Raw genomic sequence first — 13829 nt, forward strand, 5'->3', positions numbered from 1 at the left:
CCCGTCGCTCGGACGCGTGGCGGGTGCGCGGAACGAGTGCCCGACACGGGGCCGAGCGACGGGACTCAGGGGCCGCGAACCGCCGGAGCGGAGGCCGAATTACAGGTTCGAGCTCCCGATCCGCTGGTAGATGGCGTTGAATCCGTCGTTGGCCCGGCGCATCGCGATCTCGTACGGCCAGGCGAACTTTCGCGCCCACCAGTACCCGAATCGCACTTCGAACGAGGTGTGCACCAGGAAGCGGTTGCGCTCGATACCGCGCAGGATGATCGCGGCGACCTGCTCGGGCGTCTTGGCATGACGCTGAAACTGCTTGATATACCGCTGAATCCGGGGATCTTCCTGATTCACCCCGGCGATCTCCACGGTGCGCACCAGCGGAGTGTCCACCGCGCCGGGCACCACCAGACGCACCGCGATCCCGTGCCGCGCCAGATCGAAACGCAGCACCTCCGACAGCCCGCGCACACCGAATTTCGAGGCGCTGTAGGCCGCATGCCACGGGAAGGCCAGCAGTCCGGCCGCCGAGGACACGTTCACCAGCGCGCCGCCGCGCCCGGCCCGGACCATCGGCGGCACGAAATTCTCGATGACGTGGATCGGGCCCATCAGATTGACGTCCACCATCCGACGCCAGTGCCGGTGCTCGAGATTCTCCACCGTGCCCCAGGCCGAGGTCCCGGCGATGTTCATCACCACGTCGAGACTGCCGTGCTGATCATGCACCTCCGCCGCGAAGGCGGTGACCGCGTCGTAGTCGGTGAGGTCCACGGGCTTCGCGGACAGCACCTTGCCGCCGCCGTCGCCGATGACCCGCACCGTGTCCGCCAGCCCGTCGGCGTCGATATCGGTCAGCACCAGCTCCGCGCCCTCGCGCGCGGCGGCCAGCGCCGTCGCCCGGCCGATGCCGCTGGCTGCGCCGGTGATCAGGACCTTCTTACCGCTGACGGATTTCAGGCGCTCGTGCACACCGTTCCTCGAATACTCAATGCGGTCGCCGAGCCGATCCGGATGATCGGCGCTCGGCGCGCCCGACCTCTTGCCGTGCTCTCCAGGAGCATACGGGGTACACCTGTGCGCGGCCGGGATCCGTCGTCTACGCACCCAGCACGTGCAGCATCCGGGACACCGCCGCGGGCCAGGTGAACTGCTCGGCCCGGTTGCGCGCGGCACGCCGTCGATCGGCCGACGGACGCGCGAGCACCTCGGTCACCGCCCGCGCGAAATCCGCCGGATCGTTGGCGGCGACCGCACCGCATTCGGCGGTCACGATATCGGCCAGCGCCGAGGACCGGCTGGCCACCACCGGCGTCCCGGCGGCGAGCGCCTCGAGCGCGGCGAGGCCGAACGTCTCGTGCGGTCCGGGAGCCAGCGAGACGTCGGCGCTGGCCAGCAGGGTCGCCAGCCGGGTTCGCTCGGCGATGAAGCCGGCGAAGTGCACCGCCGGACGACCGTCGGGCAGCGGCGTCAGCCCGCGCGCGCGACGCTCGAGCGATTCGCGCCGCGGACCGTCCCCGGCCACGATCAGCCGCGCGTCCACCCCTTCGCGACGCAGCGCGCCGATCGCCTCGATACTGCGATCCACTCGCTTCTCCACCGACAGCCGCCCGCAGTGCACCAGCAGCGGATTGTGCGCGGCGGCGAAACTCGCCCGCAGCGTTCCGTCGCGCCGGTGTGGGGCGAACATCTCCAGATCCACGCCGAGCGGCACCAGCTCGACGTTCGGCGCATCGATCCGCGCGAACTCCGCCCGCGCGAATTCGGTTGTGCACACCACGATGTCGTAGTCCGCGGCGGTTCGCCGATTGGCCACGTCGGCGGCCCGGCGGGCCATCGGGCCGGGCAGCGCCTGACCGAGCAGCCGGTCCAGCCGTTCGTGCGAGATCATCACCCCGGCCACGTCCCGCTTGCGCGCCCAGCGCCCGAAACCGCGCAGCGTCAGCCGATCGGACACCTCGAGCACGTCGGGCCGGATGCCGGTCAGCACGTCGGCCACCTTGCGCGGATCGACCGCGCGGTATCCGCGCGTCCATGGAATCTGCAAGGCGGGCAGGGTGATTCGCAGCATGCCGCCCGGCAGGATCTGCTCGTCGCGCCGCTGTCCGGGCACGATCAACACCACCTCGTGCCCGGCGGCCACATATCCCGAACCGAGATGATGCAGCGCGGTACGTAGTCCCCCCGACCGCGGCCCGTAGAAGTTGGCCAGCTGAACGATGCGCACGCGCTGATCGTCCAGCGGTAGCCGGCCCTGCGGGGCAACACCGCGTGAACAGGGATGGAAGTATCGTCAACCGGCTGGGGTGGCCCGCCCGCGACGCTATTGTTTGGCCGCCCGGGACACCCGGGGAAGTTCCAGATCGAGCGGAATCCGCCCGGCCGACAAATGCGCTTCGACCTTCTCCGGCGGCAGCGGCCGCGCGATCAGGAAGCCCTGCGCCCGATAGCAGCCCAGCCCGACCAGGGTGCGCGCGGCGACCGCGGTCTCCACGCCCTCGCCCACCACGCCGAGCCCGAACGACCCGGCCAGGCCGACGATGGATTTCACGATCGCCAGATCATCGGTGCTCACCCCGAGCCGCTGCACGAATCCGCGATCGATCTTCACCGCGTCCACCGGCAGGGCCTTGAGATGCGACAGCGAACTGTATCCGGTGCCGAAATCGTCGATCGCGATCTGCACGCCCATCCGCTTGAGCCCGCGCAGGGTCAGCTGGGTGCGCGCGAGATCCTGCACCACGACGTGTTCGGTGATCTCCAGGCAGACCGAACTGCCGTCGATTCCGTTGCTGCGCAGGGTGTCCTCGATCGATTCCACGAAATCCAGGCTGACCAGCTGCACCGGCGAGACGTTGATCCGGATGACGACGTTGGAGGCCAGGCCGTGCTGGCGCCACTGCGCGAACTGCGCGCAGGCGGTGCGGATCACCCAGCGCCCGAGTTCCCCGGCCAGATTCGTCGCCTCGGCGACCCCGACGAACGCACCCGGTGGCAGCAGCCCGCGGGTGGGATGCTGCCAGCGCACCAGCGCCTCGAGCGCCACGATCCGCCCGGTGCGCAGATCGACCTCGGGCTGATAGTGCAGCAGCAGCGAACCATCCGAGACCGCGCTGCGCAGATTGAGCTCGACGTCGTCCTGGAGTTCGAACTGCGCGCGCATCGCGTCGGTGAACACCGCGACCCCGTTGCCGCCGCCGGATTTGGCCGACAGCAGCGCGTGATCGGCCCGGCGTAGCACGTCGGCGACGGTCGCCTCACCGGGAATCCCCACCGCCACACCGACACTCGCGGCCCGGCTGACCGACTCCTCCCCGACGGTGACCCGCCGGGCGATGAGTTGCTGCAACCGAGTCCCCTCGAGTTCGGCCTCGACCGCCTCCATGGGTTTGGCCGGGACGATGACGAATTCGTCGCCGCCCAGGCGCGCGATCATGTCGGCCGGATCCAGATGTTCGCGCAATCGCGTGGACAGCGTGCGGATGAAATTGTCGCCCGCGGTGTGTCCGAGGAAGTCGTTGAGCGCCTTGAGCCGATCCAGATCCAGGAAGAACGCGGCGACCGGGCCCGGATTGCCCGGCTGGAGCCGTTCCTCCATGTATTCCAGCAGGGCCCGCCGGTTCGCCAGGCCGGTCAGATCGTCGTGCATGGCGATGTAGCGCAGCCGCTCCTCGGCCTCCACCCGCGCCTGCAACTGGGCGAACAGCGACGCGATCGCCTTGAGCACGTTGAGTTCGCGGGTGCTCCACTCGCGGTCGCCCAGTTTGATGAAGCCCAGCAGGCCGATCGGCTCGCCGCGCGAGAGCAGCGGGACCGCCGCGGAGGTCAGCTCGGTGATGCCCGCGGTGCGGCGGGCGAGGTCGCGGTAGGGCGTGAACGCCTTGCCCGGTCGCACGATGACCGGCTCGGTGGCGTGTTCGAAAGCCTTGAACGCGGGGTCCGGATCGTCGAAGTAGACGATTCCCAGGGGGTCCGGGTCGGGTACGCACTGCCGCGGCGGCCACTCGGCGACGAGGATGGTGGCGCGGCGCTCGCGGTCGGTCCGTCGCAGGTAACAGAAGTCCACGTCGAAATGCTCGATCAGGCTTGCGAGCACACGCTCCGTCGCCGCCACCAGGGTGGTGGCGTCGACACCCATCAACTCCGAGGCGACCTGTGTCACCAGTGAGTCGAGTGTCCGCCGAGGCACCTTGTCTCCGATCGCGTCAGCTGCGGGAATTCATGCCCGGCACCGGGAACCGCCTGCTGCGGACCGTAGTGCGGGCGGCATACCTCAGACGGAACACCAACGCCATGATCTCATGGACAGGCCCGTCCAGTAGGCCGAGGAATCTGTCCCGAAGTGACGCTAGTGTATCGGCGAACTCCGGGGAAATCCCTGCGAACACGGGGTGACGGGCCGCTTCGACTGTCATGAATTCCTACTCCGTTGCTGCGCGATACCGCGCCCTACCCGAGACCCTCCCGGTAACGGCCGTATCGCGGCCGCCGTCCGGGGTTGGTCGCTATGGCAGTATCCGTCATCGAACAGGAATTGACCAGACATCCGGCAAATCTTCCGGAAACAGGGACGAAAGTCCCGGATTGTCCCTGGTCAAGACTATGACTTCGACAATCGGACGGAATGAGAAGACCGGTTGGTTCCAAAATGGCTATCCGATAGCTATCTGTGCTGGTTACACCAGGATCGAGATGTAGAGTTCGACCTTCGGCCCGCGCCAGATCTCGATCTCCTCCCGGTACGCGCGGGTGATCTCGGCCGAAGCGGTCGCGTCGTCGACCTGGGCCCACACGTCCTCGACCGGATCGTGGTAGTCGCCGTTCGGCTCGAACCGCGCGTACACGCCCTTGGGCACCCGGACCAGCACGTCACCGGCCGGAATCGCGTCCACGGCCGGATAGTCGTAGCTGACCAGGACGTTGTAGTTGCCGGCCGGATCGGGGACGTACACGGTGTACAGCGCCCGGTCCGCGGCGTCGTCGCGGTCGCGCAGCCGATCACGCAGGAATTCGATCAGTTCGCTGTTGCTGACCTTGAAACTGGGCCGCACCCGCGGCACCACCAGACCGCCGTAGATCGCCTGGTCACGCAGTACGATCGTGTAGCTCATCGCGGGTCGACCGCCAGATACAGATCGATCTTGTAGGCATGCGGATAGCACTCGAGATCGCCGGTATGGGTGCGCTTGATCTGCTTGTGCTCCTCGGCATACGCGATCTGGGTCCACAGGTCGGTCATGATCTGCGGAAAGTTCCCCACCGAGGAGAACCGGGCATACACCCCCCGCGGTAGCCGGGCCACGATATGACCGCGGGTGACCTGATCGAACGAGCCGCACTGATACCCGACGATCTGCGTGTTGAACGTGCTCATATCCGCCGAATAATCGGTATAAGCGCAGGCCAGCGGCCCGCCGAGCTCCTGATGCAGGACCGCGCCCCACGCGGCGTCCAGATCCCGGTCACGCAGTTCCCCGAGCGCGCGCTTGGGGCTTCGCACGGGAAGCCCGGCAACCCACGTCTCGTCCCGCTCGACGATCTCAAACTGCATGGAAGACAACTCTTTCGAAGTATTCGCGCAGGCAGCGTGCATGCGTGGCCGGACAGATCCGACCGAATCGTCATGCTATCAACCCGCCCTGTGAGATATATCCGACACGACCCCCGCCCACCACGCAGGTTTGCTGCACACCACCCCCACCCAAGTCGCAAATTATCGGCAATTTCGCCCAACCCCCCCACCCATCCCACGATATGAACCCCCGAACCCACCCCACCACCCCACCGAACCCCTCCTCACCAGCCGATTCGGAGTCTCCCCCACCCACCTGCTACAGTTCTCCAACGTCGGTTCGGAAACGAACCACGGGGCTATAGCGCAGTTGGTAGCGCGTCTCGTTCGCATCGAGAAGGTCAGGGGTTCGATTCCCCTTAGCTCCACAAATTGACCCGAAAAGGGTCCTTGATCAGGGATTTTGTCGCCTTCCGGGCATGAGACCACCTTCAGCCAGGTAGCGCATATCGCCTGGTCATCGCTTATTTTCGTGTTCTAATAAGCACCCCAAGGTAGGTGGTCGGCGGTGTTAATTACGTCCGAAGGCACCCTTTCAGCACCACGGCCGCGAGCCCCGTGCTCGCCACAAGTGGGATCTCGTCTGGTCGTCATGGATTGCTGTCAAGACCGAGTCCGCCCGTGCGTGTCACGGGTGCGAACGCCACGCTCGCGCAGCCGGTTCAACACGGTGGCCGGATCGACGGCAAAGTGTTTCCCGACTTGCGCCAGGGACCAACCGAGACGATAGAGGCGGATCGCCTCGTTGGTCTGGCCTGGCGACAGACCGCGTCGACGCATCGGCACGTCGTGCCGGTGCAGGATCGCGCTGACGGTACGGCGGTCGACACCGAACCGGGTGCCCAGTTCGTAAGTCGTTGCGCCAGCAAGATAGTCCTGAATCAGCAACTGGATCTGGTCCTGATCAAGTTGTCGTGCCCGCCGCCGTGCGGACCGTCGGGCCGGCAGAGACGGTAACGATGCACTGGCGCCACCGACAGCGGTGCCGTTGTCACGACACCTCGGCTTGTCGGTCAATTGCTCTCGCGCCAGCTCGACGAGCACCTCGCGATCTTGTCGACATCGGGCGGATCACGACGGACATCACGAACCGTAAGTCCACCCCACTGGGTAACCGTGTTGATCGGAGTTGTCATGCGCATCCGTTGGTTCGGTTTACTGCGAGGATTCTGAGTACCTCATGTACTCGAAGTCATAAACAGGCACTGGAGCGAGTTCTTCTCACAGTGTTGAACAGCTGATTTCCATATCTACAAGCAGTTCTCACTGACATGCGGCCATCGTATCGCATCCAGCTTCTGAGAATGTGGTACTCGCCAGGTGGTGTACGTCGTCCTTAAGCTCGTCCTCGGAACCCACCCCTACTCCTCAGTGAGAAGCCCATGATTCGTCACATCGCGCCACCGTGGTCGGCCAACTCTGTTCCTTCCTCCCGCCTCGAAAAGGTGCTGCCATGGTGAGAGATCTGCTTGCGTTGGGCATCTCGCCGCCCTTCTTCTGGTGGCTGACCCGACTCGGCCCGGAGCGGCTGTTCGCCGTTGTGTGTGCGGTGTGGCATCCGAAGGCATCCCGCCGTCGCGAGGCCAGAACGGTGCTCGGCCAGTTACTGTCGAACAGCTCTGCTGAGCAACCGGATTCGGCGCCCGAAACGCGGCGCGTGCGCGGTTTACGTGTGGCCTCCCGGCGTCTGGATCGCCGCGACGACTACTTGTGAGGAACGGGAGTGACTGAATCTGACAGTCTGCCGAACCGCCCTGTCTACGTGCACAAGCCGGATATCGCGAGATACGCCGGCATAGGACGGCCCACCGTCACGACGTGGGAGACGCGGCACTCCACCTTTCCCCGGCCGGTGGGCCATGACGACCGAGGTGACTACTACCGTCTCGACGAGGTGATCGTGTGGTTGTCGGATCGGCCGGTGCCGGAGTCGGCTCGCGACCGGGAACAGGAACCAGTAGGCATTACCTATGGCCAGCGGGCCAGCCTCCGGGTCGCGGCCGAGCAGGCCACGCGGACTGCAGCAGTGCGCACTGAAGCTGGAGCCAAGCAACGCGAGAAACTATTGTCGGACCTTCTGGGCTCCATTGGGATTCGGCTACGCGCGGATGCCGTCTCCGAGGCCGACTACCTGCTGATCCTGCTGTGCCTGATCTTTCTGCGTGTGTGCGACAACGACTCCTGGCACGAGTTACTGAAGTCAGCCGAACAGCAGTCGGGTGTGACACTGCTGCGAGAGATCGGCTGGCGTGTCGACCAGGCACTGCGTGCACACGCCATCGCGCCCGACATGCGGCCGCTGATCGAATGCCTGTCTCCGCGCCACCCCTATGAACTGAGAAAATGCCTGAAGAGCTGTGGAAGTCTCGGTCCGGCAGCATTTTCGAGCCTCGTCAGTCGCTTTGCCGTGACGGCCGAACTGGGCAGTCGTGAATATTTCACTCCTCCGGCGTTGGCGCGGCTCATGGCGGATCTTGCGGCGGGTCCCGAGCCGGTGTCCGGTGTGGTTCATGACCCTTATACCCGTGGCGGGGAGCTGTTCCATGCACTGCTCAGCCGTGGTGTCAGGGAGGCAGGGGTGCATGTACAAGGCACGAGCGTCACCGCGCGAACGATGCGGGTGGCGGCCATGTGGGTGGCGATCACCCACGGTCCCGGCGAGTTCCGACAGGGCAGCATGTCACCGTGGAACGACCGAGAGGGCGCCGTCCGCGCAGATATCGTCGTGACGAACCCGCCGTTCAATAACCGATCCGATCAAGTCGGTGAGCCCTCCTCCAGCGCTTGGGAATTCGAGGCGCCGCCACCACCGCACAACGACAATTTCGCCTGGCTGCTGCACGTGGTCGCGAGCCTGACTCCCGACGGGGTGGCGGTGGCATTGATGCCCGCGCAGGCGGCGGTCTCGGCCGACAGGCAGGAGGCCGAGGTCCGCCGCGCCATGGTAGAGGCCGGCGCGGTGCGGGCTGTCATCGCATTACCGGACAAAATGGCTCCGAAGAGCGATGCGGCCACGTCCGTATGGATCCTCACCAAAGGACAGAAGGTTCCCCACGATGTTCTGCTGATCGACGCGCGGGCCCTTGGGGTCTCCGATGGTAAGCGAATGACGTTGCCCGACAGCATGGTCACCGCGCTCGTCGAACGCTATCGGACCCGACAGGACTTGCCTACGGATCAGGTAGTGGCGGTGGCCGAGCAGGGGTCAGCGATGAACGCGAGTCCGGACACGATTCGCGCAGCCGGTTACCTCCTGCGGCCCTCGGATTACGTCCGCAGCGCCGAGGTCGTGCGGACCGAGGTGATCCTGGACGGGATCAGACAGACGTTCGGGGATTTCGGAAGGCGGCGGAATCAAACTAGCCCGGCAGGCATGCTGGACCTCGTAAGCTATCTACCACCCGACCGCTCGGAAACGGATACATCGAACAAGGCGAGGGACCAGCTCCTGATCGACGTCTGTGACATTCAACCGGGACCCTCATACGACCTGATGCCGAAAGATGATGAGCACGGGGAGGTGCTTACAGTACCCGTCCTGAAACGCCAGCATCTGCGCGAGTATCGAGTTATCGCAGAGGGAGCGGAACTGATCAGCGCACAAGCGGCCAGGCGACTACGCAAGTATCTGCTCGAGCCGGACGACATCCTGCTGGTCCGTACCGGCGCAATGATCGCCCCCGCGATTGTTGGTGCCGATCAGCTACCGATGATGTTGGATAACAGTCTCGTTCGGCTGCGCGTTCGTGATCGCGAAAGGGTGGATCCGCTGTTCTTGCTCACGTACCTTTCCAGCGATCGGATCCTGACAGACATCGCCGCGCGCGCCACCGGTACCGCAGCCCCCACGCTCAGTAAGGGTGCTCTGGGCCGCCAGCCGATCGCTCTGCCCTCCATCAACGAGCAGCACCGCATCGGCGAGGCGATACGCGCCGTCGACGATCAGGTCGCTGAACTCCATCAGCTGGCCAAGGTGTCCGCCCACGCCCGCGCCGCGCTGGTCGATGCCCTGGCTACAGGAGTCCTGAAATTGAATGATTTACCATCGCTATGACTGCCACGGTGACGGCGTGGGTGCGGGCCTCGCCCGCCTATCTCACCGCGATAACCGACGCGTTCGATCGCCCCGCCAAGATCTACAGGCAACCGCCCCCATCAGAGCTGCACCCGAGGTCGGTGCCGCGATGCCCGATCACTTGCAGAGGGCTCGGCTCGCGGCGAGAAAAACGACCTGCGACCTACGCGGAGTCGTCGGGTAAGTCGGTCTCTCCGAATCGTCTCAGTTCCCACTCTTCGGGCAGGAGCTTGTTCTTTGAGATATTGCATCTCCAGCAGGCCAGGACGACGTTGTCCCAGGTGTGGTTGCCGCCGGCACTGACCGGGATGATGTGCTCGACTGTCGCCAGGTTGTCGGGTCGTTCTTCGCCCTTCTTTGTACGGCTAAAGACCATCAGCACTCCGCAATAGTGGCACTGATCGCCGTACTTCTTGCGAAGCTTCGCTCTCGTCACAGTCGGGTCAAATTCGATGCCAGCGAGTCGTGCGCGTCTGCGATCGACTGAGATCGACGCCAAGGCAATTCGCTTGTCCCGATGACGTTCGTATCGAGCTGTGTCCTGAGCCCTGATTCGTTCGGGGTTCGCTGCGACGCGCTTTCGGTGCCTGTCGAGCTGGCGCTCACCGTTATCCGAGTACCACTTCTTCATTTGATCGGATCGGCACTGTTTACACTTCGACCTTCTGCCGCCGGTACCGTTCTTGTCCTTGTCGAACTCTGCAATCGGCTGACGGTTTCCGCAGCCTGAGCAGGTCCTCGTTCCATCTGGGTGGTCTATTGCTTTGAGAACGGCTGGACTTTTGTTGCCGCCGAGCGGATCGCCGTGGTTCTTCAATCGGAGCCAGTGGGCGTTGCACAATCCGCGTCCGACGATCTTGCCTGAGCAGCCGTCGACCGAGCAGGTCGCACCTTCTGGATACTTCGCAATCCTCAGAAGGTGGATCGGTCCTGGATCGCCGGTAGCTCGGAACCTGTCGTAGTGCAGTTCGCACATGCCTCGCGCTCTGGCGGTCTGCTCGCACCCTTCGACGGCACACGCATGCTTCGTCGGTCGGCACGAGACGCACTTGATCCCGGTTCCTCGATGCAGCTTTCCGCAGCTGCCGCATTCGCGTTCGGGTTTCCCGCAACGGCTGCAGCGAACTGTGTGGCCTCGGAATGTCTTGCCGCACTCCACGCAGGTTCGCTCAACGGCCCGGCATTGGCTGCACCGTCTGTGTGGCACCTCGAATGGACTCGCCGCAGCCGACGCATACAGGGGGCCGACCGTTCGCGCCCGCAGCGGTCTTTCCGTCCGCCATCCGCCAAACTCCCGCCGCTATCGTCCGCTACTCAGGAGTCTATCGGGGGTGTCCGACACCTCTCGCGCACGAACGGCGATGCAAGCACAGATAATTTGCTACATCGGGTCCATCGAGTCACGTACTTTGGCCTGGTGGGCATGTATTAGACTCCTGCGCGCCTCCGGGCCGTCCTCGCTGACGTCGAGCGATTCCGGACGGCGTTCGAGGAGTGGGTCTCCCTGCACAAGCGGGTGTCGAGAGACTTCGACGGTGCCGGCGAGTACGAGGTTCGAGGTGGCATTTCGCACGGAGTTGTCAGCAAGGCACGACGAGAGGTCGCGGTGGCAGCGGGCCGAGCTGGGCTCGCCGCTTCGATTGTCATGGACTGCCCGTTCTACGACAGCAACGGCTGGAACGGCGATCAGAACCTCATCCAACGCTGGCAGGCCGTCGCATACAACGTCCGGTTCGAAGAAATTCTCGACTACACCGACATGCTTGCCGGTCAACTTGCGGGGCTCGTTCAGAACGCTGAACTCGACAATCCACCCCAGCTCGGCCCCACTGAACTCCATGCGCTGATCTGGGGGGCCGCGAAGATGCTCTGGCAAATCGGCGAGTATCGGCGAGCAGTAGCATCCGCTGCCGATGCCGTGGAGTGGTATGGCCGCCAGCAAACCAGTCGCCATGACATCGAGGGCGTGTCGGTTTGGCAGGAGGCTTTTTCCGATAGACCACCCGAGCCGGGACGGCCACGTTTGCGCTGGCCTGGCGATCCCACACACAAGTCGGTCAACTCTATGAACCGGGGTCTTCTCGGCTTCGGTGTGGGCGTGCAGCAGACGATCCGGAACCAGGCCACACACGGACAGGAACAGGAGTACGCGCCTCAGGAAGCCTTGGAGCGACTCGGCGCGCTGAGCCTGCTGGCGAGGTGGATCGACGAATGCAACCTGGACGAAGCATCCCCTGTCGTCCCGGTTCCGACGAACGGCCAGCCTGCCGCTGCCGTATGACTCTCTCCAGCAAAGGCTTCAGCTCTCCGAATTCCGCGATACGTGGGTCTTGATCCTCGTATTGCCATTGAGCAGGCTAGTATCTGCCTCGATGAGCGTGTACTACCGCCCTCGGGGGACAACCAAGTGAACCATCCTGCGCCGCAGCATAACTCGACCCAAAGTAAGCCACCAGCCCCGCCCCGGAAACGTCGCGTACTGGAACTGGGACCCGCATGGATCACAGCGATCTCTGGCCTCATCGCGGCCCTGACTGGAGCAGGTGTCTTCGTTGGAAGGGCAACCGCTCCAACCGGCGGGGCGCAACCTACGGTTGTTGCATCGGCGCCCCAGGCACCCTCCCTTACGAACAGACCGAGCGACAGTGCCTCTCTCGTACCGACCACGAGCTCGAGTTCAGCTGCGCCTACACTTCCGGCCGGAACCATCCTGGTCCAAGACTGCGCGATCGACCTGCCCACCTCCTACTACCTACCGCTTGGCAATTCATCGGACTGCCCGGTGCCCGACACCAAGTTTGCAGCGGGGCTTACGTGGTCGTACCTGGCTCTGAAGGCTTCCGGTCCGTTCAAGATCGCGCCAGGAGGTGCTACTGCGCCGACTTTCGACACATGCCGACGAACAACCAACTTCGAGGACTCTGCGACGTTTTGGAAGATCGGCGATTCGGAGTGCATACGCGGGAGTGGTGTGGTTGCGGCACTGACTATTACCACACGCACCGAAGGTGACGACAAGAACGGTCACTTCACTCTCACGATCTGGCAAGGATGACAGGCGGGCAGCGCCTCCCCATCGCGGGTTGCCAACCTTGCCGATGACGTGCAGTGCAGTCGTCGAGATCGTGTCCGACCAGAGCAGACCCAAGGTTTGGGTGCGACGCAGGCCGGTTGCCGCGAGCAGGGTCACCCAGTCGGCCAAGTCGGTGCTCTCGCAATAGTCCGCCACAGTCGGCGCCGTGTAGGACTTCACCGGCGTCCCGCGATTGCATTCCGCGCGAGACAGCTTGCGAAGACAGGGAAGCCGCGGCGTCCGCACCGCGGAGAGCATGAACCACAGTTCCTCGATGGTGATGTCACGGGCGCCGCATGTCCGGCCTTTGGCTTCGATGTTCTTCGTCAGCTGCGACTCCCGGACAGGGTTGACGCTGAGCGCGTCCTTGCGGACGGCGTAGCGGAACATCCCCGACAGCACGTTTGCGCCCGGTCCGCATCGACGACGGGCCTTTGTCTGCACCAGGGCTTTTCAGGAAGGTCTCGACCGACGACGTCGTGACCTCGAGCAACCAGCGCTCACCGAACGCGGTAGTCGGTTGCTTGTTGAAGCTGACTTCGCGGTGCGATCCACCGGACGGATACGAGGCCACTGCAGCAACTATCCCTGTGCGAACCGCCCCCATCGAAACCGAGTTCACAGCCGCAGTCGAACGCTGGACCAAGGAATTTCGCGCGGACAAGGAAGTCCTGACCGGCGAACCGATCGCTACAGCACGCAAGCATTTCTCCGAGACATTTCTTCATGCACTATCGTCCACGGCTCTCTCGGACAACGAGCAATTGCCGGGCCTATTCACGGACTGGTGGGTAACGAATCAAGAGGAACTCAACCGACTACGCAGTCCCGACAACAGCACCAACTCACCCGCTGCGAAAAAGTACGAAGATCTGTACGACCGGATCGATGCTGACCTCCTCGCACGGGCTAAGAAACTCGTGGCTCAAGAGCGCAACCGCCTGGTCAATATGTATGTGGCGTGGGGAGACCGGTACAACACCTCCCTTGAGGAGCTAGAGATCCGGCGGGCAGAGACGTCCTCGCGCCTGATCAGACACCTTCGAAACCTCGGTTACTCCTCGGAACCCAACCGGTAGGGCGGGTCATCAACGTCACCCGATCGTGCAGAA

At 64.2% G+C, this 13829-nt stretch carries 12 protein-coding genes and 1 tRNA gene; 5 read left to right on the forward strand and 8 right to left on the reverse strand.

Features of this window, described 5'->3' with window-relative positions:
* Positions 1 to 99: 99 nt before the first annotated feature.
* The 5 genes from NM2_RS19290 to NM2_RS19315 form a co-directional block, all read right to left on the reverse strand.
* A complete protein-coding gene (locus NM2_RS19290; RefSeq protein WP_084531257.1) occupies positions 100 to 969 on the reverse strand; it encodes an SDR family oxidoreductase in 870 nt (289 codons plus the stop codon).
* Positions 970 to 1096: 127 nt separating this feature from the next.
* Positions 1097 to 2224, reverse strand: a complete 1128-nt coding sequence (locus NM2_RS19295) for a glycosyltransferase (protein WP_067670503.1) — start codon at positions 2222 to 2224, stop codon at positions 1097 to 1099.
* Between the two features lie 96 nt (positions 2225 to 2320).
* A complete protein-coding gene (locus NM2_RS19300; protein ID WP_067670573.1) occupies positions 2321 to 4135 on the reverse strand; it encodes a putative bifunctional diguanylate cyclase/phosphodiesterase in 1815 nt (604 codons plus the stop codon).
* Between the two features lie 538 nt (positions 4136 to 4673).
* A complete protein-coding gene (locus NM2_RS19310) occupies positions 4674 to 5108 on the reverse strand; it encodes an effector binding domain-containing protein (RefSeq protein WP_067670507.1) in 435 nt (144 codons plus the stop codon).
* Positions 5105 to 5548 carry a GyrI-like domain-containing protein gene (locus tag NM2_RS19315; RefSeq protein WP_067670509.1) on the reverse strand — a complete coding sequence of 148 codons (444 nt, stop codon included), beginning with the start codon at positions 5546 to 5548 and terminating at the stop codon, positions 5105 to 5107. Before NM2_RS19315 ends, NM2_RS19310 begins: the two co-directional genes overlap by 4 nt.
* Positions 5549 to 5864: 316 nt before the next feature.
* Between NM2_RS19315 and NM2_RS19320 the strand changes: the two genes are divergently transcribed.
* Positions 5865 to 5937: transfer RNA gene (locus NM2_RS19320), tRNA-Ala, on the forward strand.
* Between the two features lie 235 nt (positions 5938 to 6172).
* Here the strand turns inward: NM2_RS19320 and NM2_RS47605 are convergent.
* Positions 6173 to 6613: a hypothetical protein gene (locus NM2_RS47605; RefSeq protein WP_218025950.1), complete on the reverse strand. Its 441-nt coding sequence runs from the start codon at positions 6611 to 6613 to the stop codon at positions 6173 to 6175.
* Positions 6614 to 7022: 409 nt separating this feature from the next.
* Between NM2_RS47605 and NM2_RS19330 the strand changes: the two genes are divergently transcribed.
* Together NM2_RS19330 and NM2_RS19335 are read left to right on the forward strand one after the other, a co-directional pair.
* On the forward strand, positions 7023 to 7283 hold the full coding sequence (locus NM2_RS19330; protein ID WP_067670513.1) for a hypothetical protein: 261 nt from the start codon (positions 7023 to 7025) through the stop codon (positions 7281 to 7283).
* A 9-nt stretch (positions 7284 to 7292) separates the two neighbouring features.
* Positions 7293 to 9623: a type I restriction-modification system subunit M/S gene (locus NM2_RS19335; RefSeq protein WP_067670515.1), complete on the forward strand. Its 2331-nt coding sequence runs from the start codon at positions 7293 to 7295 to the stop codon at positions 9621 to 9623.
* 184 nt (positions 9624 to 9807) lie between these two features.
* On the opposite strand, the gene NM2_RS50920 is transcribed toward NM2_RS19335, so the two are convergent.
* Positions 9808 to 10620, reverse strand: a complete 813-nt coding sequence (locus NM2_RS50920; RefSeq protein WP_084531259.1) for an HNH endonuclease — start codon at positions 10618 to 10620, stop codon at positions 9808 to 9810.
* A gap of 669 nt (positions 10621 to 11289) precedes the next feature.
* Between NM2_RS50920 and NM2_RS19345 the strand changes: the two genes are divergently transcribed.
* The gene (locus NM2_RS19345) at positions 11290 to 11925 is read left to right on the forward strand and encodes a TIGR02391 family protein (protein ID WP_157121171.1); all 636 of its coding nucleotides are present in this window, start codon (positions 11290 to 11292) and stop codon (positions 11923 to 11925) included.
* A 486-nt stretch (positions 11926 to 12411) separates the two neighbouring features.
* Here NM2_RS19345 and NM2_RS49125 read toward each other — a convergent pair whose 3' ends face one another.
* Positions 12412 to 13107: a hypothetical protein gene (locus NM2_RS49125; protein ID WP_157121172.1), complete on the reverse strand. Its 696-nt coding sequence runs from the start codon at positions 13105 to 13107 to the stop codon at positions 12412 to 12414.
* Between the two features lie 200 nt (positions 13108 to 13307).
* Here NM2_RS49125 and NM2_RS19350 point away from each other — a divergent pair, with 200 nt between their 5' ends.
* Positions 13308 to 13796, forward strand: coding sequence for a hypothetical protein (locus tag NM2_RS19350; RefSeq protein WP_067670521.1), 489 nt, complete (start codon positions 13308 to 13310; stop codon positions 13794 to 13796).
* Positions 13797 to 13829: the final 33 nt, after the last annotated feature.

It is taken from the genome of Nocardia miyunensis NBRC 108239 (genome assembly GCF_001613065.1).
Lineage (GTDB): Bacteria > Actinomycetota > Actinomycetes > Mycobacteriales > Mycobacteriaceae > Nocardia > Nocardia miyunensis.